General features: G+C 62.0%; 21 protein-coding genes. 7 read left to right on the top strand and 14 right to left on the bottom strand.

The genetic code is table 11. The features are described from left to right. Positions 1–179: 179 nt before the first annotated feature. Both AC1D1J_RS15695 and AC1D1J_RS15690 read left to right on the top strand, forming a co-directional pair. On the top strand, positions 180–1,655 hold the full coding sequence (locus tag AC1D1J_RS15695; RefSeq protein ID WP_457281927.1) for a M20 family metallopeptidase: 1,476 nt from the start codon (positions 180–182) through the stop codon (positions 1,653–1,655). 73 nt (positions 1,656–1,728) lie between these two features. Continuing rightward, positions 1,729–2,658, top strand: a complete 930-nt coding sequence (locus AC1D1J_RS15690) for an alpha/beta hydrolase (RefSeq protein WP_457281928.1) — start codon at positions 1,729–1,731, stop codon at positions 2,656–2,658. A gap of 152 nt (positions 2,659–2,810) precedes the next feature. Here the strand turns inward: AC1D1J_RS15690 and AC1D1J_RS15685 are convergent, their stop codons facing one another. The 3 genes from AC1D1J_RS15685 to AC1D1J_RS15675 form a co-directional block, all read right to left on the bottom strand. Next, positions 2,811–3,980, bottom strand: a complete 1,170-nt coding sequence (locus tag AC1D1J_RS15685; RefSeq protein ID WP_457281929.1) for an MFS transporter — start codon at positions 3,978–3,980, stop codon at positions 2,811–2,813. After that, positions 3,977–4,741, bottom strand: a complete 765-nt coding sequence (locus tag AC1D1J_RS15680; protein WP_477695181.1) for a 16S rRNA (uracil(1498)-N(3))-methyltransferase — start codon at positions 4,739–4,741, stop codon at positions 3,977–3,979. Before AC1D1J_RS15680 ends, AC1D1J_RS15685 begins: the two co-directional genes overlap by 4 nt. A gap of 102 nt (positions 4,742–4,843) precedes the next feature. Next, positions 4,844–6,016 (bottom strand): aminoglycoside phosphotransferase family protein, encoded by a 1,173-nt coding sequence (locus AC1D1J_RS15675; RefSeq protein ID WP_477695180.1) that lies wholly within the window; start codon positions 6,014–6,016, stop codon positions 4,844–4,846. 117 nt (positions 6,017–6,133) lie between these two features. Here AC1D1J_RS15675 and AC1D1J_RS15670 point away from each other — a divergent pair, with 117 nt between their 5' ends. From AC1D1J_RS15670 to AC1D1J_RS15655, 4 genes are all read left to right on the top strand, one after another. Further along, positions 6,134–8,590 carry an LPS-assembly protein LptD gene (locus AC1D1J_RS15670; protein WP_477688194.1) on the top strand — a complete coding sequence of 819 codons (2,457 nt, stop codon included), beginning with the start codon at positions 6,134–6,136 and terminating at the stop codon, positions 8,588–8,590. Then, positions 8,583–10,001, top strand: a complete 1,419-nt coding sequence (locus tag AC1D1J_RS15665; protein WP_477688193.1) for a peptidylprolyl isomerase — start codon at positions 8,583–8,585, stop codon at positions 9,999–10,001. The genes AC1D1J_RS15670 and AC1D1J_RS15665 overlap by 8 nt, the downstream gene beginning before the upstream one ends. Positions 10,002–10,127: 126 nt before the next feature. Then, positions 10,128–10,907, top strand: coding sequence for a 16S rRNA (adenine(1518)-N(6)/adenine(1519)-N(6))-dimethyltransferase RsmA (gene rsmA / locus AC1D1J_RS15660; protein WP_477688192.1), 780 nt, complete (start codon positions 10,128–10,130; stop codon positions 10,905–10,907). Positions 10,908–10,925: 18 nt separating this feature from the next. Then, entirely contained in the window at positions 10,926–11,627 is a 702-nt protein-coding gene (locus AC1D1J_RS15655) for a glycosyltransferase family 25 protein (RefSeq protein WP_477688191.1), read from the top strand. 270 nt (positions 11,628–11,897) lie between these two features. Here AC1D1J_RS15655 and AC1D1J_RS15650 read toward each other — a convergent pair whose 3' ends face one another. From AC1D1J_RS15650 to AC1D1J_RS15600, 11 genes are all read right to left on the bottom strand, one after another. Continuing rightward, on the bottom strand, positions 11,898–12,347 hold the full coding sequence (locus AC1D1J_RS15650) for a barstar family protein (protein ID WP_348050784.1): 450 nt from the start codon (positions 12,345–12,347) through the stop codon (positions 11,898–11,900). 54 nt (positions 12,348–12,401) lie between these two features. Next, the gene (locus AC1D1J_RS15645; RefSeq protein WP_477688190.1) at positions 12,402–12,797 is read right to left on the bottom strand and encodes a guanyl-specific ribonuclease; all 396 of its coding nucleotides are present in this window, start codon (positions 12,795–12,797) and stop codon (positions 12,402–12,404) included. A 178-nt stretch (positions 12,798–12,975) separates the two neighbouring features. Then, positions 12,976–15,306, bottom strand: coding sequence for an NADP-dependent malic enzyme (locus tag AC1D1J_RS15640; RefSeq protein ID WP_457281935.1), 2,331 nt, complete (start codon positions 15,304–15,306; stop codon positions 12,976–12,978). A 242-nt stretch (positions 15,307–15,548) separates the two neighbouring features. Continuing rightward, a complete protein-coding gene (locus AC1D1J_RS15635; RefSeq protein ID WP_477695179.1) occupies positions 15,549–16,265 on the bottom strand; it encodes an ABC transporter ATP-binding protein in 717 nt (238 codons plus the stop codon). Beyond that, complete coding sequence (locus AC1D1J_RS15630) at positions 16,258–17,037, bottom strand: ABC transporter ATP-binding protein (RefSeq protein WP_477695178.1); 780 nt, start codon at positions 17,035–17,037, stop codon at positions 16,258–16,260. The genes AC1D1J_RS15635 and AC1D1J_RS15630 overlap by 8 nt, the downstream gene beginning before the upstream one ends. Continuing rightward, positions 17,034–18,008 (bottom strand): branched-chain amino acid ABC transporter permease, encoded by a 975-nt coding sequence (locus AC1D1J_RS15625; RefSeq protein WP_477688187.1) that lies wholly within the window; start codon positions 18,006–18,008, stop codon positions 17,034–17,036. Before AC1D1J_RS15625 ends, AC1D1J_RS15630 begins: the two co-directional genes overlap by 4 nt. Then, positions 18,009–18,881 (bottom strand): branched-chain amino acid ABC transporter permease, encoded by an 873-nt coding sequence (locus AC1D1J_RS15620; protein ID WP_477688186.1) that lies wholly within the window; start codon positions 18,879–18,881, stop codon positions 18,009–18,011. It lies immediately after the preceding gene. A 95-nt stretch (positions 18,882–18,976) separates the two neighbouring features. Continuing rightward, positions 18,977–20,149, bottom strand: coding sequence for an ABC transporter substrate-binding protein (locus AC1D1J_RS15615; RefSeq protein ID WP_477651321.1), 1,173 nt, complete (start codon positions 20,147–20,149; stop codon positions 18,977–18,979). Between the two features lie 132 nt (positions 20,150–20,281). Then, complete coding sequence (locus AC1D1J_RS15610; protein WP_477695177.1) at positions 20,282–21,268, bottom strand: PDR/VanB family oxidoreductase; 987 nt, start codon at positions 21,266–21,268, stop codon at positions 20,282–20,284. Positions 21,269–21,378: 110 nt separating this feature from the next. After that, positions 21,379–22,173, bottom strand: a complete 795-nt coding sequence (locus AC1D1J_RS15605) for a GntR family transcriptional regulator (RefSeq protein ID WP_477695176.1) — start codon at positions 22,171–22,173, stop codon at positions 21,379–21,381. A gap of 17 nt (positions 22,174–22,190) precedes the next feature. Beyond that, positions 22,191–23,285 (bottom strand): aromatic ring-hydroxylating dioxygenase subunit alpha, encoded by a 1,095-nt coding sequence (locus AC1D1J_RS15600; RefSeq protein ID WP_477695175.1) that lies wholly within the window; start codon positions 23,283–23,285, stop codon positions 22,191–22,193. Positions 23,286–23,444: 159 nt separating this feature from the next. Here AC1D1J_RS15600 and AC1D1J_RS15595 point away from each other — a divergent pair, with 159 nt between their 5' ends. Beyond that, positions 23,445–24,560: a 5-methyltetrahydropteroyltriglutamate--homocysteine S-methyltransferase gene (locus tag AC1D1J_RS15595; protein ID WP_457281944.1), complete on the top strand. Its 1,116-nt coding sequence runs from the start codon at positions 23,445–23,447 to the stop codon at positions 24,558–24,560. The last annotated feature ends 331 nt before the right edge of the window (positions 24,561–24,891 follow it).

Genomic DNA, 24,891 nt, shown 5'->3' with positions numbered 1-24,891 from the left:
GTCCAATTAGAGGAGTTATCTTTGCCCACGCCGCCTGCGAGGCGCTGTAGGTTGAGTTCTCCAATTGCGGGTCTTCCCTTGGCCGGTGGCACGGTCTGTGTCGGAAGCGTACAGTAGCAGGTGCGGCAGCAAAACGCTGTCCTAAAAAAGCCGATATTCCTGTTCCCGGAGCCTTTCCAATGAACGCCCCACTGCACCGCGAAATTCCCGCCAGCATCCTCAACGCCGCCCAGGCCCTGTCTCAGGTCACGGCCCAATGGGACGGCGACATCGTCAAACAGATCACCGACTACATCTCCATCCCAGCCAAGTCCCCCACGTTTGACAGCGACTGGGCGCAGCACGGCTTCATCGACACCGTCATGCGCAATGCGGCGGCCTGGGTCGAGGCGCAGAAGGTCGAAGGCCTCAAGCTGGAGATCGTGCGCCTCGAAGGCCGCACCCCGGTGCTGTTCTTTGAGATCCCGGCCACGCGCGCCGATTCGACGCAAACCGTGTTGATGTACGGCCACCTCGACAAGCAGCCCGAGTTCACCGGTTGGCGCAATGATTTGAGCCCCTGGATGGCCAAGTACGAAGATGGAAAGCTTTATGGCCGTGGCGCCGCCGACGATGGGTATGCGGTCTACGCCAGCATTGCCGCGGTGCAGGCGCTCAAAGCGCAGAACGTGCCGCACCCGCGCATCGTTGGCCTGATCGAAACCTGCGAGGAAAGCGGCTCCTATGATTTGCTGCCTTACGTCAATGCGCTGCGTGAGCGCCTGGGCGACGTCGCGCTGGTGGTGTGCCTGGATTCCGGCGCGGGCAACTACGACCAGCTGTGGCTGACCACCAGCCTGCGCGGCAACGCGGCGGGCGTGCTCAAGGTGGAAATCCTCACCGAAGGCGTGCACTCCGGCGACGCCAGCGGCTTGGTGCCGTCGAGCTTTCGCATCATGCGCCAGGTGCTGGACCGCCTGGAAGACAGCAAGACCGGTCGTCTGCTGCCGCAGAGCTTTCACTGTGAGGTTCCGGCCGACCGGCTGGCGCAGGCGCAGGCCACCGCCAAAATCCTCGGCGAAGAAATCTACAAGCGCTTTCCCTGGGCGCACTACGACTGCGAAGGCTCCAGCGCATTTGCCTTGCCCACCACGACCGACCCGGTGGAAGCCCTGCTCAACCGCACCTGGCGGCCGACGCTGAGCGTGACGGGTGCCGAAGGTTTTCCGGCCCTCAAGGATGCAGGCAATGTGCTGCGCCCCTACACCGCTTTCAAGCTCTCGCTGCGTTTTCCGCCGCTGATCGACGCCGGCGCCGCGGTGCAGGAACTCAAGACACTGCTGGAAGACAATGCGCCTTACCAGGCCAAAGTCACGTTTGAAAGCAACGGCGGCGCCACCGGCTGGAATGCGCCCAGCACCGTACCCTGGTTTGAGAACGCGCTCAACGATGCGTCGCAAAGCTTCTTCGGCGCGCCCTGCGGCACCATAGGCCAGGGCGGAACCATTCCGCTGATGAACATGCTGAGCAAGGGCTTCCCCAAGGCGCAGATGATGGTTTGCGGTGTGCTCGGCCCCAAGAGCAATGCGCACGGCCCTAACGAGTTCCTGAACGTGCCCTATGCGAAGAAGCTGACCGCCGCGGTCGCGCATGTGATGGCCCGTGTTCCCGGTTGATGCGGGTGAGCTACCCTTCTTTGCGCCGCGGTTTGCCGGCAGCGCTTGTTTCAAGCCAGGCTTTTGCTGCCGCATGCATTCCACCGTCCTAGCGCCTTTCACCGCCCGCGACGGCGAGAACCTGGCTCTCTATGAGTGGCCACTGGATGCTTTGGCCATCGAAGGGGGTCAACATGCGTTGCCGCCGCGCGCCATGGTGCTGCTGGTCCATGGCTTGGGCGAGCACGCCAGCCGCTACGACCATGTCGCCAGCCAATTGCTCGACTGGGGTTTTGCCGTGCGTGCCTACGACCAGCGCGGCCATGGCGAATCGGGCGGGGTCCGTGGTGTGCTGCCCAATGAGACTGCACTGCTGGACGACCTGGCCGAAATAGTCGACGACACGCGCCTGCGTTGCGTGCGCCTTCTGGAGGAGGTCAACGCGGACGGACGAAGCCCGCAGCCGCCTGCGCATCTTCCCCTGGTTCTGCTTGGCCACAGCATGGGCGGTCTGGTGGTGAGCCGGTTTGTCGCACTGGGCATTCGCCCCGTGGATGGCCTCGTGATGTCTTCTCCCGCGCTGGAGCCGGGGCTCAACGTCTTGCAAAAGCTGCTGCTGGCCTTTATGCCGAGGCTGGCACCCGACCTGTGTGTGGGCAACGGCCTGGACGCGCGCTACATCTCGCACGATGAAGAGGTGGTCAAAAAATACTTCACCGACCGGCTGGTGCACGACAGAATCTCGCCACGCCTGGGCAAATTCATCGCGACAGCGGGTCCCGCGACGGTGGCGGCCGCCGCCCAATGGCGCACGCCTACGCTGCTGATGTATGCGGGTGCGGACCGGCTGGTCAATCCGGCCGGCAGCCGCGCTTTCTCGGAAAACGCGGCCCACTCACCGGCCGTGACCGCCGGTACGGTGACGTCGCGGTGCTTTGAGGGCCTCTATCACGAGATATTCAATGAAGTCGAGTCGGAGCCGGTGTTTGACACGCTCAAGGCCTGGCTGGACGCCCGCTTCTAGCGGTTAAGAAAATCTCAAGAGAAATTCGGCTTCAGCCCAATAAGAACGGGCGCAAACAGCTATAAAAACAATAGCAGTAACTGGCGACATCACCGGGTTCCATGCCCAGCCTGACCGCAATGTCTGACACGGTGCGAGGCGTAACCAGGTTCTCAGGCCTTCTGTCCCTTGCGTTGGCCGAGTGCAAGCCAGGCCAGCGCGGCGGCGGTGAGCCCCAGCGGCAGCAGTGACCCCAGGTTCAACAGCGCCCAGCCTTGGGTGGTCACCAGCACGCCGGAGGCCAGCGAGGAAACCGCCAGCACGGCAAAAATACAGAAATTGAGCGCGCCCTGCGCCTTGTCTTTTTCTTCCGGCCGATAGGTCTCAAGCGCCAGGGTGGTGCTGCCGGTGAAAAGAAAATTCCAGCCCAGACCCAGCAAAAAGAGCGCCGCCAGAAATTCCTTGAGCTCCACGCCCGAGAGCGCGATCAGCACGCACACCACGTTGAGCGCCAGACCCACCGCCATGATGGGCAAAGTGCCGAAGCGCCGGATCAGGTGACCGGTGAAAAAACCGGGTGCGAACATGCCGATCACGTGCCACTCCAGCACCAGCGCGACGCTGGAAAACGGCAGGCCGCAAACCTGCATGGCAATTGGCGTGGCCGCCATCAGCAGGTTCATCACGCCAAAGCCCAGGGCACCGGCTGCGGCGGCCACGATGAAGATCGGCTGCCGCATGATTTCGCGAAGTGGCCGGCCACCGCGGCTGGCATGCGCCTCGGGCGGCGGCGGAAACCGGATGAATGCCAGCAGCGCCATCGACAGCAGCGCCACGCCGGCCAGCGCCAGGTAGGCGCCTGCAAAGGGCACGTCGGTCAGCCCCCGCGTAGAGGCCGCCAGGTTGGGCCCGGCGACGGCGCCCAGCAGGCCGCCTGCCATGACCAGGGAAATGGCCTTCTCGCGAAAGGCCGGCAGGGCGAGCTCGGCCGCGGCAAAGCGGTAAAGCTGTGCATTGGCGCTGTAGTAGCCCGCCACCACTGTGGCGGCCACCAGAAGCCAGAAATTTTTGCTGTAAGCCGCATAGCAGCACAGCAGGGCCGAGGCGGCGGCCACCAGCAGGCCCAGCTGGAAGGAAATCTTGCGCCCGAAGCGCATTTGCGTGCGCGCCACCACGGACGTGGACAGCGCGCCACCCACCACATAACCCATGACGGGCAGTGTCGCCATCCAGCCCAGCGGCGCCAGGTTCAGGCCGACCAGGCCGTTGATGGCGATGAAGGTGACGTTGTTGGTGAGAAAGAGGCCCTGGCAGACGGCCAGCAGCCAGAGATTGCGGTTCATGGCGTGCCGCCTGTCACTGCGAGAAACGACAGGCAGGCGAGCGGTGCGGTTTCGGCCCGAAGCACGCGCGGGCCGAGGGTGACGGCCGCAAAGCCGCAAGCCATGGCAGCAGCTTCTTCAGCCGCGCTGAGGCCGCCCTCGGGACCGCTCAGGAAGGTCAGCGCGCCGGCACCAGCTGCGGCCACCGCTTCGGCCAGCGGCCGGCTGCCGTCTTGTAATGAGAGTAGCAGCCGGGTGCCGCCAGCTGTGCCCTGCCCCGCGCTTTTGAGCCAGTCAGACAGGTTATCGACGTCGTGAACGGGTGGTATGCGGCTGCGGCCGCATTGCTCACAGGCCGCGATGGCGACGCCCCGCCAGTGCGCGATTTTTTTGTCGGCTCGCTCACCCTTGATGCGCAGCACGCTGCGCTCGCTCATCAAGGGCTGGATGCTGGCCACGCCCAATTCGGCGGCTTTTTCAATCAGCCAGTCCATGCGGTCATTGGCGGGCATGCCGACGGCCAGGTGAACGGAACGGCTGGCTTCGCGTGCCGTGGCGGTGTAGCCGCCGATAAGGACCTCCACGTCGCTGCGGCCCATGCGCTCGACGGTGGCGGCAAATTCCCCTTCGCTGCCGGGCTGGCCGTTGCCCTGGCCGTTGAATATTGTCAGGGCGTCGCCGGGCTGCATCCGCAAGACCTGGACGTGGCGCGCAGTGGACGGCGGCAGGCTGACGGTGCTGCCAGACGCCAGTGCGATGTCAGCGAAAAACCGGGCGGTCATGGTGCTGGTGCAGGAGGATGCATTGTTAGGTGCTTGCTGTGAATGCTATAAAAATAATAGCTGCTTGCGCAGAACCAGCGGGCGCTATGGCCTGATGGTGCATCAGAAGGTGTAGCCCACACGGGTTTCATTGCCCTCAATCTCGTCGAGCAGCACCATCAGCGGCCCGAGCTGCCGGTAGCGCGCAGCGGTGTTGCGGGCGTATTTGATGAAGCGGGGCGTGTCGGCCAGGTATTTGGGCTTGCCGTCACGCAGCGTGAGGCGCGCAAAGATGCCCAGAATCTTGAGGTGGCGCTGCAGGCCCATCCATTCCACGGCCCGGTAAAACTCGCCAAAATCGTCACCGACCGGCAGGCCGGCCTTGCGGGCTTTTTGCCAATAGCGCACGGTGATGTCCAGTACGAAATCTTCTTCCCAGCTCAGGAAGGCGTCGCGCATCAGGCTGGCGATGTCGTAGGTGATGGGGCCGTAGACCGCGTCCTGAAAGTCCAGCACGCCAAGGCCTGTCGCGCCGCGCTGAGGGGCCGTGAAATTTTCCGACGGGCCGCCCCTAGGAAAATTAGCCCCTTGAGGGGGCAGCGTAGTACGCGAAGCGACAAGCGTGGGGGCTATCAGATTGCGGGGCATGAAGTCGCGGTGCACAAACACCCGTGCGCCATCCAGCGAATTCAGGTTGCTGGCCTTGATCTGTTCGAAGATGACGTTCAGCTTGTCCTGAAGGCCAGTGTCCAGCGCCAGGCTGCGATGTTTGGCGACATACCAGTCTGGAAAGAGCGACAGCTCGCGCGAGAGAAGTGCGTCGTCATAGGGCGGAAGCACGCCGGGCGTGGAGGCGAGTTGCCAGCGCACCAAGGCCTCCACCGCATCTACATACAGGTCGTAGTGCGCCGGAGTGGGGCTGGCGATAGCGTCAACCTCGGCGGGCGGTCTAATTGCTTCCATCATGGTCTGCGCACCCAGGTCGCTTAGCAGCATGAAGCCCATTGGTTCATCCCAGGCCAGTACGCGCGGGGCAATCAAGCCGGCGCCGCTCATCAGGCCGGCGACCTTGACGAAAGGTTTGCAATCTTCCTGCGCAGGTGGTGCGTCCATGACGATGTAACTGCCATCGCCTGTTGCGGCGTCCACCCGGAAGTAGCGGCGAAAACTTGCGTCAGCTGATGCCGGCCTGATGGTGTCGATCCGCAGATTGTGCTGGGGGGCAGCGGCAGTCAGCCAGGCTTCGAAGGCCATGGCACGTGCCGGGTCGGCCCAGGCAATGGAAGGAGTGGTCATGTTTCTGGAGTCCCTGCCAGCCCTGCAATTGGGCGCTGGTTCGACATTGTGGGGACGGGGTGGAGGGTCATGGATAATCAGGCCTGATTTTACAAACGGGTTTATCTCACATAAACGATGCGCCGCGCATCCCCTTCGCCCTTTATTCTTTCCCCGATAGCTCAAGCTGTCTCCACGCTGGTGGTTTGCGCAGCACTGGGGATGACCGGTGCCGGGACGGCGTTCGCCCAAACTCCGGCTGCGTCACCTGCTCCTTTTCAGGCCGCTTCCGCCGTCCCCCCCGCGGACCGGCCCGCAGGCGACACCCCGAAACTCAAGTCTTCGCCCCAGCTGGCCGAGCAGGTTTCCAGCGATCCCCAGGACAAGGGCCCCACATTTGTTTTTGGCGACCGGATTTCCGGCCGCCCCGATCTTGAAACCGTGATTGACGGCAATGCGGAATTGCGCCGCGGGTCTACCGCCATCCGCGCGGACCGCATTGAGTACTACCAGCCTGAAGACCAGCTTAAAAGCCGCGGCAATGTTCGCATCAACCGGGCGGGCAACAGGTTTGAGGGTCCCGAGCTTGAGATCAAGCTGGACCGGTTTGAAGGCTTTTTCACCACGCCGACTTACCGTTTCCTCAGTAATGGGGGCAACGGACAGGCGGAACGGGTCGATTTCATTGATGAAAATAACCTGACAGCACAGCGCGCGAGCTATACCACCTGCGAGCGCAATGACGAGGCCAGTTGGGAGCCCTCGTGGGTATTGAGCGCCAGGAGCTTCGAGTTCGACCTGGAGCGAGAGGTGGGTGTTGCCAACGGGGCGGTTGTGCGTTTCAAGGATGTACCCATTTTGGGCTTCCCCCGGGTGAGTTTTCCATTGAGCGACAAGCGCAAGTCGGGCCTTTTGCCGCCCACGGTCGGCATGGGTTCGGTGAACGGTTTTGAGTATCGGCAGCCCTATTACTTTGATATTGCGCCCAATCGGGACGCGACTTTTTCACCGGGAATCCTGACCAAACGCGGGATAGACTTCGCTGGCGAATTTCGTTACCTGGAGCCAAAGTACACGGGCGAGCTGCGAGGAAATTTCCTTCCCGGCGACAAATTGCGCAACCGCGACCGCTGGTCCTACAGTTATCAGCACGCGGGTGCCATCAGTAGCGGCCTGTCATCCGTCGGCGACCTGGGCATCAACCTCAATCTGAACCGGGTGAGCGACAACGATTATTGGCGTGACTTCCCGACTCTCAAGGGCGCGACGACCCAGCGCCTTCTGTCCCAAGATGCGAGTTTGTCGTGGAATCGTGGATTCTTTTCTTCGTCCGTGCGAACGCTCAAGTGGCAGACCTTGCAGGATGTCACTTCGCCCATCGTCCCACCCTACGACCGTCTGCCCCAGTTTGCAGCGGCATACACCCGTGTGGACGCGCCCGTGGTGGGATTGGGCAAAGGCTTTGACTGGTCGGTGGAGGGGGACTTCACCCGTTTTTCCGCGAACCGCCAGCTGACCAACCAGCCCAACAGTGATCGGGCGTTCACGCGGCTGCAACTGAGCCGCCCCTGGCTGCTGCCTGCGGGGTACATTACCCCCAAAGTGCAGCTGCATGCCACGAGTTACAAATTTGATTCGGCGCTGCCCAACGGCGCAACAACGGCGTCACGTGTGGTGCCTACGTTCAGCCTGGACAGCGGCGTGCAGTTTGAGCGTAACGCCGGGTTCCTGGGCCGGAACTTTACCCAGACGCTGGAACCGCGCGCCTTTTATGTGCGCACGCCCTATCGTGACCAGAGCCTGCTGCCCAACTACGACTCAGGGTCCAACGACTTCAACTTTGCCACGGTCTTCACCGAAAACGCATTTGTCGGCAATGACCGCATTTCAGACGCCAACTTGTTGACCTTGGGCGTTACCTCGCGCCTGCTGGATCCTGCGACCGGCGCAGAAGCCGTGCGCGTCGGCATTGCTCAGCGCTTGCGATTCGAGGATCAGAAAGTGACCTTGCCGGGGGCGCTGCCGGTCACTGATCGCATCAGCGACTTGCTGGTTGGTGCGTCCGTCAATTGGGTGCCGCAGTGGTCTTTCGACAGCACAGTCCAGTACAACCCGAAAACCAGGCAGTCCGAGCGGACGTCGATCGGTGTGCGTTACAACCCCAGCAATTACCGTGTTATCAGCGCCGCATTCCGGCGCCAGCGCAATGTCAGTGAACAAATTGACGTGGGCTGGCAGTGGCCCATCAATGATTTATGGGGCGACAAGGGAAAAGATCTGGGCGCTGGGCAGGGCCAGGGAGGCGGCCGCTACTATGCCGTTGGGCGCCTGAATTACAGCGTGCTGGACAAAAAACTGGTCGACTCGATCATCGGTGTTGAATACGATGGTTGCTGCTGGATAGGGCGCGTGGTTCTGCAGCGCTCTCAAACCGGGACCGGAAGCTCGGATACCAAAATCCTGTTTCAGCTTGAACTTGTGGGGTTTTCGCGCCTCGGCTCCAACCCCCTGGAAACCCTGAAGTCGAATGTTCCACGTTACCAATATCTGCGTGAGAATACCAGCACGCCAAGCCGCTTTACTACTTATGACTAATAACCGCGCCGTCCCAAGATTCTTTTTGAACTCCACTCAAGCCGCCACAACGGTCTTGGCATTGACGATTGTGCTGATGGTGGGTGCTCAGGCGCAGGGGTTGCGGCCATCCGGTACATTGCGCCTGCCCGACGCGGCCACGGGCTCCCGGACTGCGTCGGCGCAAGGAAGCGCGCAGCGGCAGGCTGACTTCATTGTTGCCGTGGTCAACTCCGAACCCATTACCAACAACGAGGTTCGAAGCAAGTTGATTCGGACCGAGCAACAAATGCTTCAGATGGGCGCGACAGTGCCGTCGCGCAGTGAGCTGGTCGGACAAATTCTGGAACGCCTGATCAGCGACAAGGCGCAGCTGCAAATGGCGCGCAATTCGGGTCTGCGGGTCGATGACAATGCCGTCGAAGCTGCGGTCCAGACCGTCGCCAGCCAAAACCAGATCACGGTCGACGAGCTGCGCAACCGCCTGAAGGCAGACAGGATTGACTATGCCCAATTCCGCTCGGAATTGAGGGACGAGCTTTTGGTCAGCCGCCTGCGCCAGCGAGAACTGGAGGCGCGTGCGACGGTTACGGAGCAGGAAGTCGACCAATTTCTGCGTGATCAGGATGGCGGCACCCCATCGTCTTCGCTGGCTCTCAACCTCGCGGAAATTCTGGTGGCCGTGCCGGAAAATGCCACGCCCGATCAAGTCGCAGCACTGCAGGCCAAGGCCCAGCAGGTGATGGACCGTGCCCGCAACGGTGCCGACTTCACGGCACTGGCCGCCGAAGTTTCAGCGTCTCCTACGCGCGCTTCAGGTGGCCTGATGGGGCTGCGGACTGCAGACCGCTATCCTGATCTCTTTGTTGAGGCGACAAGCAAATTGCAGGCGGGAGGTCTCGCGGGGCCGGTTCGAAGCGGGGCGGGATTTCACATCCTCAAAGTCATCGAAAAACGGCAAGGCGGCATGCCCGGCATGATGGTGGCACAAACCCATGCCAGGCATATCCTGCTCCGGTTGACGCCACAGCTCAGTGAAGCCGCCGCGGTGGAGAAGCTGGCGGGTTTTAAAAGACGCATCCAGGCCGGGCAGGCTGATTTCGCGGCACTCGCACGTGAGAACAGCGACGATGCCTCCGCAAAGGAAGGCGGTGACCTCGGCTGGGCAAGCACCGGCATGTTTGTGCCTGAGTTCGAGAAAGTCATGAACGGGCTGGCACCCAATCAGGTCTCGGATCCCTTGGTATCCCGTTTTGGCGTCCATCTTATTCAGGTACTTGAACGCCGCGAGACCCAGCTATCGCAACGTGAACAGCGGGAGATGGCGCGCGGTGTGCTGCGCGAGAAAAAGCAAAACGAAGCCTATGCACTGTGGATTCAGGAGATTCGGGGCCGCGCCTATGTGGAGTACCGTGACGCTCCGCAGCTGTGAAGGTCGCCTCAGGCCTTCCTTCAGGCTCCATTCGCGCTGCGTGGGCGCGTCAACTTTCCGGGTGACTTCTCCAAAAACGGCAGCCTTGTTTGTATGCCAGTCTGGCGGCTTTAGGTCGCCCTCAATGTGAAACATATTCCGCGCAAGCGTTTTGGCCAGCATTTCCTCACCGACCAAGGCATCATTGAGGGGATTGTGCAGGCGATTGCTCCACGTCCCGGGCAGGCCATGGTGGAGATCGGGCCTGGGCTGGCTGCGCTGACCCAACCCTTGGTTGAACGGGTGGGGCACTTGACGGTCATTGAGCTGGACCGCGATCTTGCCCGTCAGTTGCGGCTGCATCCCCAGCTTGCCGTGGTTGAGTCCGACGTGTTGAAAGTGGATGTCCGCCAGCTGGCGCGAACAGCCTGCGTCGAAGGGCAAAAACTTCGGGTGGTCGGCAATCTCCCCTACAACATTTCTACACCCATCCTGTTTCATTTGCTGGATGCCGTGGAGGTCATAGAAGACCAGCACTTCATGTTGCAAAAAGAAGTGATAGACCGGATGGTGGCGGTGCCAGCTACCAGCGATTACGGCCGGCTCAGCGTGATGCTGCAGTGGCGCTACGCGATGGAAAACGTGCTGTTCGTGCCGCCGCACAGTTTTGATCCACCGCCGCGGGTCGACAGTGCCGTGGTGCGCATGGTGCCGCATGCGGCGCCTGTGACGCTGGACGTCAAACTCCTGAGTGAGCTGGTGCAGGTCGCTTTTAGTCAGCGCCGCAAGCTGCTGCGTCACACCTTGGGAAAGTGGCTGGACAGCCACGGTTTTAGCGGGCGGTTTGATGTCCAGCGGCGTGCTGAAGAAGTCGCGGTGACCGAGTATGTGGCCCTGGCGCAGAGCGTAGCGCAACTGCACAATTAGCGGTTCGGTACACCTGATATGAAGATATTTGTCATCTCACTTCCCGAGGCGACCACCAGGCGAGCAAGCATTGACAGGCAAATGATGGCGCTAGGGTTGCGCTATAGCCTGATTGATGGTGTGCGGGTTGATCCAGGACGACTGGCCGAGGTCGGCTATAGCGAAAGCATGCGTTTGACTCGCTATGGTTACGGCATGTCGCTTGGGGAGGTCGGCTGTTTTCTGGCGCATCGGGATGCATGGAGAGCAGTGCAGGCCCAAGGCGAAAAATGCCTGGTGCTGGAAGATGACGTATTAATTTCCGCGCTAAGTACAGCGTTGCTCGCCAAGCTTGAATTGGCACCGTATCCCATGGTCAGGCTCGCAGGCGTTTTTGAGAAACGACACAAATTCATCAGCGGCACATCGTACGCAAAGTACTGGGGTGACCCTTCCGGCGCGGCGGCTTATGTGCTGGGACCGCGAGAGGCCACGGAGTTGATACGGCGATCAGCGCGGTTTTACATGGCCGTTGACGACTTTATGGAGGCGAGGCATTTACACGGTATCAATACCTATGCCTTGTTGCCCTATCCGGTCCGCCAGGCGGGAACCGACACGCAAATCGGCCATCGGGTTCGACCGCGATTGTCCGGCATCGCGCGTCTTCAGCTGATGCTGGTGCGCATCCCGATTGATATCAGCAAATATTTTCACCGCATTCTTTACTACATGTTTTAAGTCGTGGCGCGGTGTTGTCGGATGCGGCCATTGTCTTTAACTCCCGGTCTGGCGAAAAAAAGCCCGCAACAAGCGGGCCTTTCGTGAACCGGACAGCGCGCCTTTTTCAGGCAGCTGCCAGCCAGTAACCCGCATTAAACGGGCTGCTCATGCGCAACGCCAGTGGCGACACGTCTACCAATTTGTCGGTTGGCATGACTTCTTCGCCTTCCGCGGTTGCTTGCTGGGCCTCATTCGCCCGATCCCCTTGGCCAATGTCTGGGGAGCGGGCTACAGAAAAGAATAGAAACATCTGAACGGTATCTTGCGATCCGCCCAGTAATCAGAGGCATCCCGGAAGATGTCGAGCAACTGCTCGCGCGCTTCCTTGTCAAATTTGGCGTTGGCCGGAATTTGCTCAAGCACGACGATAAAGCCGGGTTGCGGGCCTGACTTGTGGACCAGGTCCGTCATGCAGTCATACAGTGCGTCGAAGTTCTTGCCGAAATGCGCCGGAAAGGTGTACTGCGCCGCAATCATGTCCAGCACGTCCTGCTTGCTCTGGGCGTTGCCCAGGTTGGCGTACAGGAAATGCTGGTTTAGATGTGTCGCGGCATCCTGCAGGTCTTGCACCCGGAAGGCCCGTATGGATTGAACGATATTGGGACGTACGCCGCGCAAGGGCGTTTCACCGTCCTTGCGCAAAGGCGTTTCGTTGTCCCGACGAAGTGGTGTATCCATCTCCGCTACTCTTTCTCTTAAGTCAAAAACTCAAAATAACGATCACAGTTCAATTTATTGAACGATTTTGCGAAAACTCGCATAGTGATCGTCGGTGTAATAACAGGCATCAGGTGCGACAGGTTTCAAGCCACCACAAACGATGCGCCGGGCTCCCCGGCTGCGCTCACCGGGCGTTCTGACGGTGTATTCACGGTAGTAACCGCGACGTTGAGCCGGTAGAAGTCGTTCCCGGTTCCCAAACACCACGCCGTCCTTTTCATGCTTGAAAGGCCCGCCCTGGTAGATCAGCACCATCATGTCGCGACCCTGGGGGGGCAATTGGACGGTCGCTATGGTCCCGATCGGAACCGGGCCCTTTGCCTGCACCATGCTGGGGATTGACCCGGCCAGACCGGTTGCCAAAACCAGCAACATGGCCGTTTTGGCCGCCCACCCATTGCGCAACATGAAAAAAACCTTTTTCTCGAATCCAGAGTTACCCACCGATTTTTCGGGTTAACCCTTAAATTTCAAGAGAGGTAGTTTGCCGCATGTGGCTAAAAAACGCAAGTGGATGCTGAAAATTTAGGCAGTAAAGAGAGAGGTCATTGATGCGCTAAGTTAGTGCTAGCTATCTAATTTTTGCTTATCGACTCGCATTAGCATCCGCTACCGTCAGTGCGGTCATATTGACAATACGGCGCACCGTTGCCGTGGCGGTCAGGATGTGCATGGGCTTGTTTGCTCCCAGCAAAACCGGGCCGATGGCGATATTGCCCCCTGCCGCTGTTTTCAGCAGGTTGTAGGAAATGTTCGCTGCATCAATATTGGGCAGTACCAGGAGGTTGGCCTCACCCGTCAGGGTGCTGTTCGGCATGATGAGGGCGCGCGCATCGGCGTCCAGTGCCATGTCGCCATGCATCTCCCCATCAACCTCAAGCCATGGCGCTTTTTCGCGCAGCAACTCCAGCGTGCGGCGCATCTTCAGGGCGCTGGGCAGGTTGGAAGAGCCAAAATTCGAATGCGACAGCAGAGCCGCCTTCGGTTTGATGCCAAAGCGCATCATTTCCTCGGCCGCCATGGTGGTGATCTCCGCGAGCTGCTCCGCAGTCGGATCGCAGTTGACGTGCGTATCGAGCAGAAACACCTGGCGCCCCGGAAGCAACAAGCCGTTCATGCAGGCATAGGTGTTGACGCCTTCGCGCTTGCCGATGACCTGATCCAGATAGTCCAGATGATGGGCCGTCGTGCCCCAGGTGCCGCAAATCAGCCCGTCTACATCGCCTTTGTGCAGCAACATGCCGGCGATCAATGTGAGGCGGCGGCGCATTTCGATTTTGGCGATCTGCACCGTCACACCGCGGCGTTCCATGAGGCGGTGATAGGTTTGCCAGAAGTCGCGGTAGCGATGATCCTGCTCGACATTGACCACGTCGTAGTCGAGCTCCTCCTTCAGGCGCAGGCCGAATTTTTCGATGCGCTGGGCAATGATGGCGGGTCGGCCAATCAGTGTCGGGCGTGCGAGTCCTTCGTCCACAACGATCTGGCAGGCACGCAGCACGCGTTCTTCCTCACCCTCGGCATAGGCCACACGCTTGCGGCTGGCGGCCTTGGCGGCCGCGAAAATCGGTTTCATCACCGTGCCCGAGGCGTAGACAAAGCTTTGCAGCCGCTCGCGGTAAGCGTTCATGTCCTGAATGGGCCGCAGGGCCACACCGCTGTCGGCCGCCGCCTGCGCGACGGCGGGCGCGATCTTCATCATGAGGCGCGGATCGAAAGGCTTGGGAATCAGGTATTCGGGCCCGAACGCCAGCTTTTCACCCACGTAGGCGGCTGCCACGACTTCACTTTGCTCGGCCTGTGCCAGCTCGGCTATGGCGTGTACAGCCGCGATTTCCATCTCGATGGTGATGGTGGATGCTCCGGCATCCAGTGCGCCGCGGAAGATGTAGGGAAAGCACAGGACGTTGTTGACCTGATTCGGGTAGTCGGTGCGGCCGGTCGCCATGATGGCGTCGTCGCGCACGGTCCGGACGTCCTCCGGCGTGATTTCGGGATTGGGATTGGCCAGCGCCAGGATGATGGGTTTGGCGGCCATTTTGGCAACCATGTCTTTCTTGAGCACGCCGCCGGCGGAAAGGCCCAGAAAGATGTCCGCGCCAGCGATGACGTCGGCAAGCGTGCGTGCATCGGTCTTCTGCGCGAACTGAATCTTGTCTTCGTCCATCAGCTCGGTGCGGCCTTCATAGACCACGCCGGCCAGATCGGTCACGAACACGTTTTCGCGCTGGATACCCAGCTTGAGCAACAGGTTCAGGCAAGCCAGGGCGGCCGCGCCCGCGCCGGACGTCACGAGCTTGACTTGTCCCGGGCCTTTGCCGACAACCTTGAGCGCATTCAGGACGGCCGCACCTACGGTGATGGCGGTACCGTGCTGGTCATCATGGAAGACCGGGATCTTCATGCGTTTGCGCAGCTCACGCTCGATATAAAAACAGTCGGGCGCCTTGATGTCTTCAAGGTTGATGGCGCCGAAGGTCGGCTCCAGCGAAGCAATGATGTCGACCAGCTTGGCCGGGTCTTTTTCGTCGATCTCAATGTCGAACACATCCACGCCTGCGAACTTCTTGAACAGCACGCCTTTGCCTTCCATAACCGGCTTGGAAGCCAGCGGGCCGATGTCGCCCAGGCCCAGCACGGCGGTGCCGTTGGTCACGACAGCCACAAGGTTGCCGCGGCTGGTGTACTTGAAGGCGTTGTTCGGGTCCTTGACAATTTCTTCGCAAGGTGCCGCGACGCCTGGGGAATAAGCCAGGGCGAGATCGCGCTGGTTGGTCAGCTGTTTGGTCGCTGCGATGGCGATCTTGCCCGGGGTCGGAAACTCGTGGTATTCAAGTGCGGCGAGGCGCAATTCGGCGCGTTTTTCTTCGCGATTGGCTTCAGTGCTATTGGGCGTCGCGGTGGGGGGTGTCGGCATCAGCAAGGTCTCCAGCGGAAACGGTCGGGTCGACCGTCAATTTCTTGTAAGGTCTGCGATTGTAGGCCGTCGAAGGGGAAAACCCTAGTAAGTGAATCTACGCAAAAAGGTGTATTGCTTTTGACTTTTCAGCACAGAAAGCCGCTTTGCCCCGGAGCTCATTCATGATGGCGACGCGTAGCCGTTATTTGAGCGCTTTAAGCGCAAATTAAAAAAGGGCAGGTTGGCGGGCCTGCCGCCGCTCAGCGCGCAACACCCAGCAAATGGTCCAGGCGCTCGGGCTGCTCGCGCAACGCCTGGGCCGTTCCGGTGTGGACTACCATGCCGCGGTCCAGCACCACGGCGCTGTCGGAAATCGCCAGAATGGCCTGGGGGTGCTGCTCCACGATGATGGCGCTCAGGCCCTCTTCGCGCGTGATGCGGCGTATGGCGCGCAGCAGCTCCTCCACGATGATGGGCGCCAGGCCCTCCAGCGGTTCGTCAAGCAGCAGCAGCTTCGGGTTGAGTACCAGCGCCCGGCCCACCGCCAGCATCTGCTGCTCGCCTCCCGACAGCTGCGTGCCCAGGTTGCCCTTGCGCTCGGCCAGGCGCGGGAACATGGCGTACACGCCCTCGGGGTTCCATTTGCCCGGGCGCGCCACCGCCGTCAGGTTCTCGTGCACCGTCAGCGACTTGAAGATATTGCGCTCCTGCGGCACCCAGCCTATGCCGGCCGCCGCGCGTTCGTGCGAGGGCAAATGGTGCAACGCGACCATGGATGTGCCTGCCCCGAACGAGATGGTGCCGCCGTGCTGCCGCGTCGCGCCTGCCAGTGTGTTGATCAGCGTGGTTTTGCCGGTGCCGTTGCGGCCCAGCAGCGCGAGCGTCTGACCCTCGCCCAGTGCGAACGACACCTCGTGCAGCACCACTGCCTCGCCGTAGCCGGCGCGCAGTTTGTCGACCTTGAGGAGTTCAGCCATGAGCCACCCCTTCGCCATGGCCCAGATAGACCGCCTTGACCTGAGGGTCGGCCGCGATTTCCTCAGGCGTGCCCTCGGTCAGCAGCGTGCCGTTGACCAGTACCGTCATGGTGGTGGCGAAGCTGAACACCAGGTCCATGTCGTGCTCGATCAGCAGTACCGACACGTCAGCGGGCAGTGCGGCCACGGTCTGCAGCAGTTCTTCGCGCTCGCCGGCCGGCACACCCGCCACGGGTTCGTCGAGCAGCAGCACACGCGGCTCGCAGGCCAGCGCCACGGCGATTTCCAGCAGGCGGCGCTTGCCGTAGGCCAGCATGCGGGTCGGTTGATCCATCACTCCGGTCAGGTGAAACTGCTCCAGCAACTGTTCGCAGCGCTCGGCCACGCGCTGGTTGCGCCCCAGCGCTTGCCACCATTTCGCGCCGAGCCCCGCTTGTTGCGATACGGTCAGTGCCAGCGTTTCCAGCGGTGTGAGCGAATCGAAGAGCTGGTTGATCTGGAAGGTACGCACCATCCCGCGCTTGACGCGCTGGTGCGGCGCCAGCCGCGTGATGTCTTCGCCGTCGAGGAGGATGCGGCCTTCCGTCGGCTGCAGCACGCCCGTCAGCAGGTTGACCAGCGTGGTCTTGCCCGCGCCGTTCGGGCCTATCAGCGCATGGCGCGCGCCGCGCTGCAGGTTCAGGCTCACGCTGTTGGTGGCGGCAATGCCACCGAAGCGCATCACCAGCCCTTGCGCGGACAGTACCGCGTCGCTGTTCGGTGTCGCGCTCATGGCTGGCCTCCGCGCTGGCGCTTGGGCAACCATGTCCAGGGCCGGACCAGGCGCTCGCGCCCCACCAGCACCAGCACCACCAGGAAGAGGCCTATCCAGAAGGTCCAGTACTGCGGCGTGATGGACGACAGCGCGTCCTGCATCAGCTTGAACACAATCGCCCCAGCCACGCCCCCATACAGCCAGCCCGCGCCGCCGACCACCAGGATCAGCAGCACGTCAGCGGAGCGGTGGAACTCAAACAAGTCCAGCGAAGCGAAACCGGTGGTCTGCGTCAGCAGCGCCCCGGCGGCACCCGCCACGCCCGCCGCCACCGTATAGACCACCGCCAGGCGGGAGGCGACCGGAATACCGATCGCCATGGCGCGCAGGCGGTTGTCGCGTATCGCCTTGAGTGTCGCGCCCAGCGGTGAATGCACGAGGCGACGCATCAGCACAAACAAAATGAGCAGCACGGCCAGCGAGTAATAGGCGGCGGTGCGGCCCGACAGGTCAAACTCGAAGCGGCCCAGCAGCGGGCCCATGACCACGCCCTGCAGGCCGTCGGCGCCGCCGGTCAGCCAGTCAAGCTTGTTGGCCAGCTCCAGCAGGATCAGCGCCACGCCCAGTGTCACCATAAGCCGTGTCAGGTCGCTGCCTCGCTGGATGGTGAGTGAACACACAGCACCCAGCAGCGTGGCGGTGGCGATGCCCACCGCCAGGCCCACCAGCGGGTCCGGCATGACCAGCTTGGCGAACAGCGCGGCGGCATAGCCGCCTATGCCGAAAAAAGCAGCATGGCCCAGCGAGACGATGCCTGTGTAACCCAGCACCAGATCCAGCGACACCGCGAAGAGCGCGACGATGGCGATCTCATTGATGATGGACGCGTGGCTGGGCATCAGCACCGGCGCGGCGAAGGCGGCGAGCCAGAGCACCGGTTCCCAGAGCTTCCAGCGGCTGTTTTTAAGCAGGGACGTTTGAGGGTTCATTTATCTGCCGCCCTTGCGCACAAAGAGGCCCTGCGGCCGCCAGATCAGGATCGCGATCATCAGGCTGTAAACGATGAAGGCCCCCAGCTTGGGGATGTAGTACTTGCCCGCCACGTCGGCAATGCCCAGCAGCAGCGCGGCCAGCAGCGGTCCGGTGATCGACGTGGTGCCGCCCACGGCCACCACGATCAGGAAGTAAATCATGAACTTGAGCGGAAAGCTCGGGTCCAGCCCCAGCACTTCGGCGCCCAGCGCGCCGCCCAGGCCGGCCAGGCCCGAGCCGACGGCGAAGGTCGAGAGGAACACAATGTTGACGTTGATGCCCAGGCCGGCCGCCACGCGCTGGTCGTCCACCGAGGCACGCAAGCGGCTGCCGAAGCGCGTGCGAGTCAGCACGTATTGCAGGCCCAGCGTGAGCGCGGCGCACACCGCAATGATGAACAGCCGGTAGTGGCCCATGCCCAGCATCCAGGCGCCGCTGCCGATCTCGGTGCGGCCCTTGAGCCATTGGGGCAGCTGCACGATCTGCTGCGTCGAGCCGACGAAGTAGTCCACGCTGGCCACCGCCATGAACACCAGGCCGATCGAAAACAGCACCTGGTCCAGGTGCGGCTTGTTGTACAGCGGCCGGTACAGCGTGCGCTCCAGCACAGCGCCCAGCAGCGCTGAGCCGGCGAAGGCAAGCGGCAGGCACAGCAAAAAAGGCACGCCGAAGTGCTGCATCAGCAACACGGTGATGTAGCCGCCGGCCATGGCGAAGGCGCCATGCGCGAGGTTGATGAAATTCATCAAGCCCATGGTCACCGCCAGGCCCACCGCCAGGATGAACAGCAGCATGCCGTAAGCGATACCGTCGAAGAGAATAGTGAGCATGTGTCTTTACCAGGAACACCGCGGAACCGGCTTCGCCGGGCCGCTGGTGTTGCCCCCAGCAGGGGGGAGGCGACGCGAAGCGGCGCTTCGGGGGGTTACTTATTCTTCCCGGGATCTTTCACGTCCTTGATCACGTCAAATTCCACGTTGTAGAGTTGCCCGTCCTTCTTCTCGACTTTGCGCAGATAGACGTCCTGCACGATGTCGCGCGTCTGTGCGTCGATGAAGATCTTGCCGCGCGGGCTTTCAAAGAGCTGGCCCTTCATGGCTTCGAGCAGCGCGTCGCCGCCACCCTGGCCCTTGCTGGTTTTGAGCGCCTCGTAAATTACCCGCATGCCGTCATAGCCGCCCACGGCCATGAAGTTCGGGCGCAGGCCCTTGTTGGCTTTGGCAAAGGCTTCCACGAATTTTTTGTTCATGGCCGAGGGGTGCGCCGCCGAGTAGTGGTGGGAGGTCACCACGCCGATCGCGCCGTCACCCATGTCGTTGAGCTGGTCGTCGTCCGTCACATCGCCGGTGGCGATCAGGCGGATGCCGGCCTTGTCCAGGCCGCGCTCAAGAAACTGCTTCATCACCGCCGCGCCCGCGCCGGAGGGCACGAAGACGAAGAGCGCATCAGGCTTGTTATCCCGCACTTTTTGCAGGAAGGGCGCGAAGTCGGGATTGCGCAGCGGCACGCGCAGCGCGTCGGTCACCTGGCCGCCATTGAAGGTCAGGCGGTCCTTGAAGAATTTTTCGGCATCAATGCCGGGGCCGTAGTCAGACACCAGCGTGACCACCGTCTTGATGCCATTCTTGGGCGCCCAGTCAGCCAGCGCGACCGAGACCTGCGGCAGCGTGAAGCTGCTGCGCACGATGTAGGGCGAGGCCTGCGTGATGCTGGACGTTGCCGCAGCCATTACCACCATGGGTGTTTTGGACTGTGTCGCGATGGGCGCGGTGGCCAGGGCCGAGGGCGTGATGCCAAAGCCTGCCAGAACGTTGACCTTGTCGTTGACCACCAGCTCCTGCGCCAGGCGGCGCGTGGTGTCCGGCAGTGAGGTGTCGTCCTTCACGATCAGCTGGATTTTCTTGCCCGCCACGCTGTCGCCGTTCTGCGCCATGTAAAGCCGCACGGCCGCTTCGATCTGTCGGCCGGTAGTGGCCTGCTGGCCCGTCATCGGCAGGATCAGGCCGATCTTGAAGGTGTTGTCCTGGGCCAGTGCCGAAGTAGCCGAAGCCAGACTGGCGACGGCAAGGGCTGCAGCGGTAAAGAGGCGTCTTTTCATGGTTTGTCTCCAGTGGTCGATTTTGAATTTATAAGGGCGGGATGCTGGCGTTAGTTTACTGAGCGTTCGCAACAAGTACCAATGTTCTGTATGCGAACTTCACTGGCGCGCCATGGTGGACCGGTTCAGAGATCAACTGTCGGGCCGGTAGGAAGAGTCCAGCGTCACCGAACCCACCACCCGTGAGACACAGGCGCACAGCCGCGTGTTCTGCTGTTTCTCGTGCTCGCTCAAAAATACGTCGCGGTGGTCGATCTCGCCGTCCAGCGCCAGCACGTCCAGTGTGCACAGGCCGCATTCGCCGCGCTTGCAGTCGAAGACGGCCTGCACCCCAGCCTGCTCCAGCGCATCCAGCAGGCTGCAGTCGGCCGGCACAGTGATGTCCAGCGCGTGGCGGGGGAGCTGCACCCGGAAAGCCTGCGGTGCGAAGCGCCCGCTGTTGCCGAAGGTTTCATAGCGCAAGTCGGCCGCCGGCCGGCCCGAAGCTTCCCAGGCATGGCGCGCAGCGTCCAGCATGGGCACCGGGCCGCAGACGTACATTTGCGCGCCCGCCGGCAGTGCCGCAATTTCGCCGGCAAAGTCGATGCGCGCGTCGACGGCCGCATGCAGCCGTTGGCCCAGGAAAGCCCGCAGTGTTTCGCCGTAAGCCAGCTCAGATTCACTGCGCGTGCCATACAGCATGCGCAGCGGCCGGCCCGACTGCGCACAGCGGGCGGCCAGCGCTTCGGCCATGCCAACCAGCGGCGTGATGCCGATGCCGCCGGCCACCAGCAGGTAAGCGGGCGCATTGAAGTCCAGCGGGAAATGGTTGCGCGGCCCGCTCACCTGCAACCGGTCGCCGGCGGCCAGCTGCCACATCGCGCGCGAACCGCCGCGGCCGTCATCGAGCCGCTTCACCGCGATGCGATACGTTTGGTCATCGGTCTCGCCGACCAGGGAGTAGGAACGAAGTTGCGGCCTGCCGTCCACCAGCAGCTGCACCTGCAGGTGGCTGCCGGGTTCGTGGCGCTGCACGCCTTGGGCACTGTCTGTGGGCCGAATGATGAATTCACGCACGGTTGGCGTGAGGTCACAGAAGGACTCAATGACTGCATCGGTCCAGGTAGCGTTGGCTCTCATTCTTCAGTTCTCCGTGGTCTCTTCAATTCAGGGCCGCCGTGGAACCGGCTTTGCCGGGCCACAGGCGGCGCCCCCTTTGGGGGGAGGCGGCCGCAGGCCGCTTCGGGGGGTCATTTTTTTCTAATTAGACGCACGCCGGGCATCTGGTCCAGGTTGTGGCTGGCCACGGCAGCGCGCAGGTTGCGTTGGGCCAGGCGTGAGTGCTCGCGCATGATCGCTTCGGCGCGCGAGCCCTCGCGCTGCTCAATGGCGTCGAGCACCTGGCGGTGCTGGTCTTGGGCCACGACCAGCATGTCGCGCGCGCCCGGGGAATTGGCCTGCACCACCACAAAACCCGAAGGCGACGCAAACGGCAGGCTGAACACGCGTTCGAGTTCTTTGGCAATGACGCTGCTACCGGCCATTTCACCCAGCAGTTCATGAAACCGCTCGTTCAGCGCGACGTAGGAAGAGAAAGCCTCATCGTCCAGCGCAGGCTGGCTGAGCACAGCATCAATCTTGCCCAGGCATTCGCGGGCTTCGTTCAGCACCACGGTAGGTGCGCCGCGCTCGGCGGCCAGCCGCGCCGACAGCCCTTCGATGGTGCCGCGCAACTCGATTGCTTCGGACACATCGCGTTCGGAAAACGTGCGCACGGCGTAGCCCCCGTTGGGCAGCGATTCCAGCAGGCCTTCCTGCTCCAGCCGCATCAATGCCGCGCGGATCGGCGTGCGTGAGAAGCCGAGTTTTTCAACGATGGACAGCTCGGCAATGCGTGCGCCGCCGGGCAACTCGCCGGCCAGGATCATCTCGCGAAGCTGCAGCTGCGCCCGTACCTGCGCGCTTTCAAGGCTATTTTGGCCTGTAGCCCTTTCTGAATGGGCGCCAGCAGCTATTGAATTGATAGCGGTTGTTGTGGTTGGCATGGGAGGTGATTTCCGCCTCAGGCGGCCCGGCGGATGGCGATGACGGGTGCCGGTGGTTTTTCCCGCGCGATCAGCCCGTCGATCAGGCGCCGGGCCCACATGGAACCGGCATCGATGTTGAGGTTGTAGAACTGGTGGTCCGGGTGTTCATCGATGGCGATTTGCTGGGCTTCCAGCACATGCTCGTCCTCGCGGAAGATCCCGGCCACGCCCTCGCGCAGCTGGTGCGTCAGGCGCTGTTCACCCAGGCAGTAGTTGCGTGCGAAAGCCCAGAAGTAGTGGCAGCTGCCGTCTGTTTCTGGCGTCACCGTGTTCAGCACAAAACCATTGACGCCCTTGCTGCGGTCGCCCGGCTCGCCGTCTTTGGGTGGCGCGCCTGATCCGGCTTCGGCCACGCCGACGTCGATGTTCACAGTGCAGGGCGCTTCGAATTTGATGATTTGCCAGCGATCCACTTTGCCCCTGTAGCCGCGCGCGTGCTCAATCTGCCCGGCCCAGAAAGGCGGTGCGTCGATGTTTTCCATCCAGCGCGTGACGGTGGCCGTGCGGTGGCCGTGCGTGGCTACAAAGGGCGCTTCGGCCACCGCGCGCTGGCCGATGCTGGAGCCATGCACAAAGGTTTCGTGGGTCAGGTCCATCAGGTTGTCCACCACCAGGCGGTAGTCGCACTTCACCGTGATCAGCTTGCCGTCGCCGGCCCAGTCTGCGTCGTCGTTCCAGTGCATGTCGGGCACCAGCGCCGGGTCGGCCTTGGCCGGGTCGCCGGGCCAGATCCAGACAAAGCGGTGCTTTTCCAGCACTGGGAAGGCACGCACGCAGGCCGAGGGGTTCAGCGTTTCCTGGCTAGGCATGTGGGTGCAGCGGCCTTGAGCGTTATAGACCAGGCCGTGGTAACCGCAGGTCACCTCGTCGCCGTCCAGCGTGCCCATGGACAGCGGCAGCAGCCGGTGCCAGCAGGCGTCCTCCAGCACGGCGACCTGGCCGTCGGTGCGGCGGAACATCACCACCTTCTGTTTGCAAATCGTGCGCGCCAGCAGCGTGCGGCCCACTTCCACGTCATAGGCGGCGGCATACCAAGCATTCAAGGGAAAAGTCGATTTCTGGACATTCATGGATACTCAATGTATACATAAATTGCAAAAAATCCAAGAAAAAAAGGGAAATACAGGGTAAATACGGAGTTTATGTATTCAATGAGGGGCGATTTTGCTGGAATACCATGAGGGCTTGTGCCTGTGAAATCCTGATTTGCCAACTACGGAGACTTTCCCATGACCGCCAAGCTACCCGCCCGTTATGACCATGTCGGCAGCTTTCTGCGCCCGCAGTACCTGCTGGAAGCCCGCGAGCAAAAAGCCAAGGGCCAGATCACGCCCGAACAACTGCGCAAGGTCGAAGACCAGGCCATCACCGAAATCGTGAAGTTCCAGGAAGACGTGGGCCTCAAAAGCATCACCGACGGCGAATTCCGCCGTACCTACTTCCACATCGACTTCCTGGAGCAGATCGGCGGCGTGAAGACCGACATCCCGGTCACCATCCAGCGGCCCGACGGCAGCATGGAACTGGCGCCGCCGGTGATGCGGGTGATCGACAAGGTGCGCCACGTCAAGGACATCCAGCTCGCCGACTTCCAGTACCTCAAAAGCCAGGTCAGTGCGGGCAACACGCCCAAGGTCACGATTCCCTCGCCCACCATGCTGCACTTTCGCGGCGGCCGCGCCGGCATCAGCAAGGAGGCCTATCCCGAACTCGACCCGGCTTTCTACGACGACGTGGCAAAAGCCTATGGCGACGAGTTGCGCAGCCTGGCCGCGGCCGGTTGCACCTACGTGCAGATGGACGACACCAATCTGGCCTACCTGTGCGACGAAAAAATGCGCGAGGCGGCGCGCCAGCGCGGCGACGACCCCAATGAGCTGCCGCACCGCTACGCCAAATTCATCAACAAGGTGGTCGCGCAAAAGCCCGCCGGCATGACGCTGGCCATGCATTTGTGCCGCGGCAACTTCAAGAGCACCCACGCCGCGGCCGGCAACTACGAGCCGGTGGCCGAGGCGCTGCTCAAGGAGATGGACCTGGACGCCTATTTCCTCGAGTACGACGACAGCCGCAGCGGCGACTTCAAACCCCTGCGATACCTGCCCAAGGGCAAGACCGTGGTGCTGGGCCTGGTCACCACCAAGTTCGGTGAAATGGAAAGCAAGGACGACCTGAAACGCCGCATTGAAGACGCCGCGAAATACGCGCCGCTGGAGCAGCTCGCGCTGTCACCGCAGTGCGGCTTCAGCAGCACCGTGCACGGCAACAACATCGCCGTGGAAGCGCAACGCAACAAGCTGCGCCTGGTGGTCGAAACCGCACGCGAGGTATGGGGCACAGCCTGAGCTGAGGCCCCGGGACGGGTACGCGTCGTCCTCTCCTTCTCGTGTCTTTAGCGAGGGGCCTGGCTGACTCCAGCCTGTTTTTGAGGCCGTTAACCGGCGCTTTCTGCTGCGTCGGCAGTTTCGCTGCGGCTAGATGGCTCCCGGTTGGCGGCGATCCCGTGGGCAACCCCGGTGAACGGGTCGGTGCCATGATTGAGCATTAAAACGGCTCACCATCCCCGCTGGACGTGCGCAAGCAGCTCTCAAAAAGATAGCAAATACGGCCTGGGCATACCGTCTGCAGGCTTCTGGCGCAGCCCTCGCCAGTACTGGCGAGGGCTGGCACAGACCC

It is taken from the genome of Polaromonas sp. P1_F8 (genome assembly GCF_056405635.1).
The sequence above is the reverse complement of the archived record's forward strand: the minus strand, read 5'-3'. Positions and strand labels throughout refer to the sequence as shown.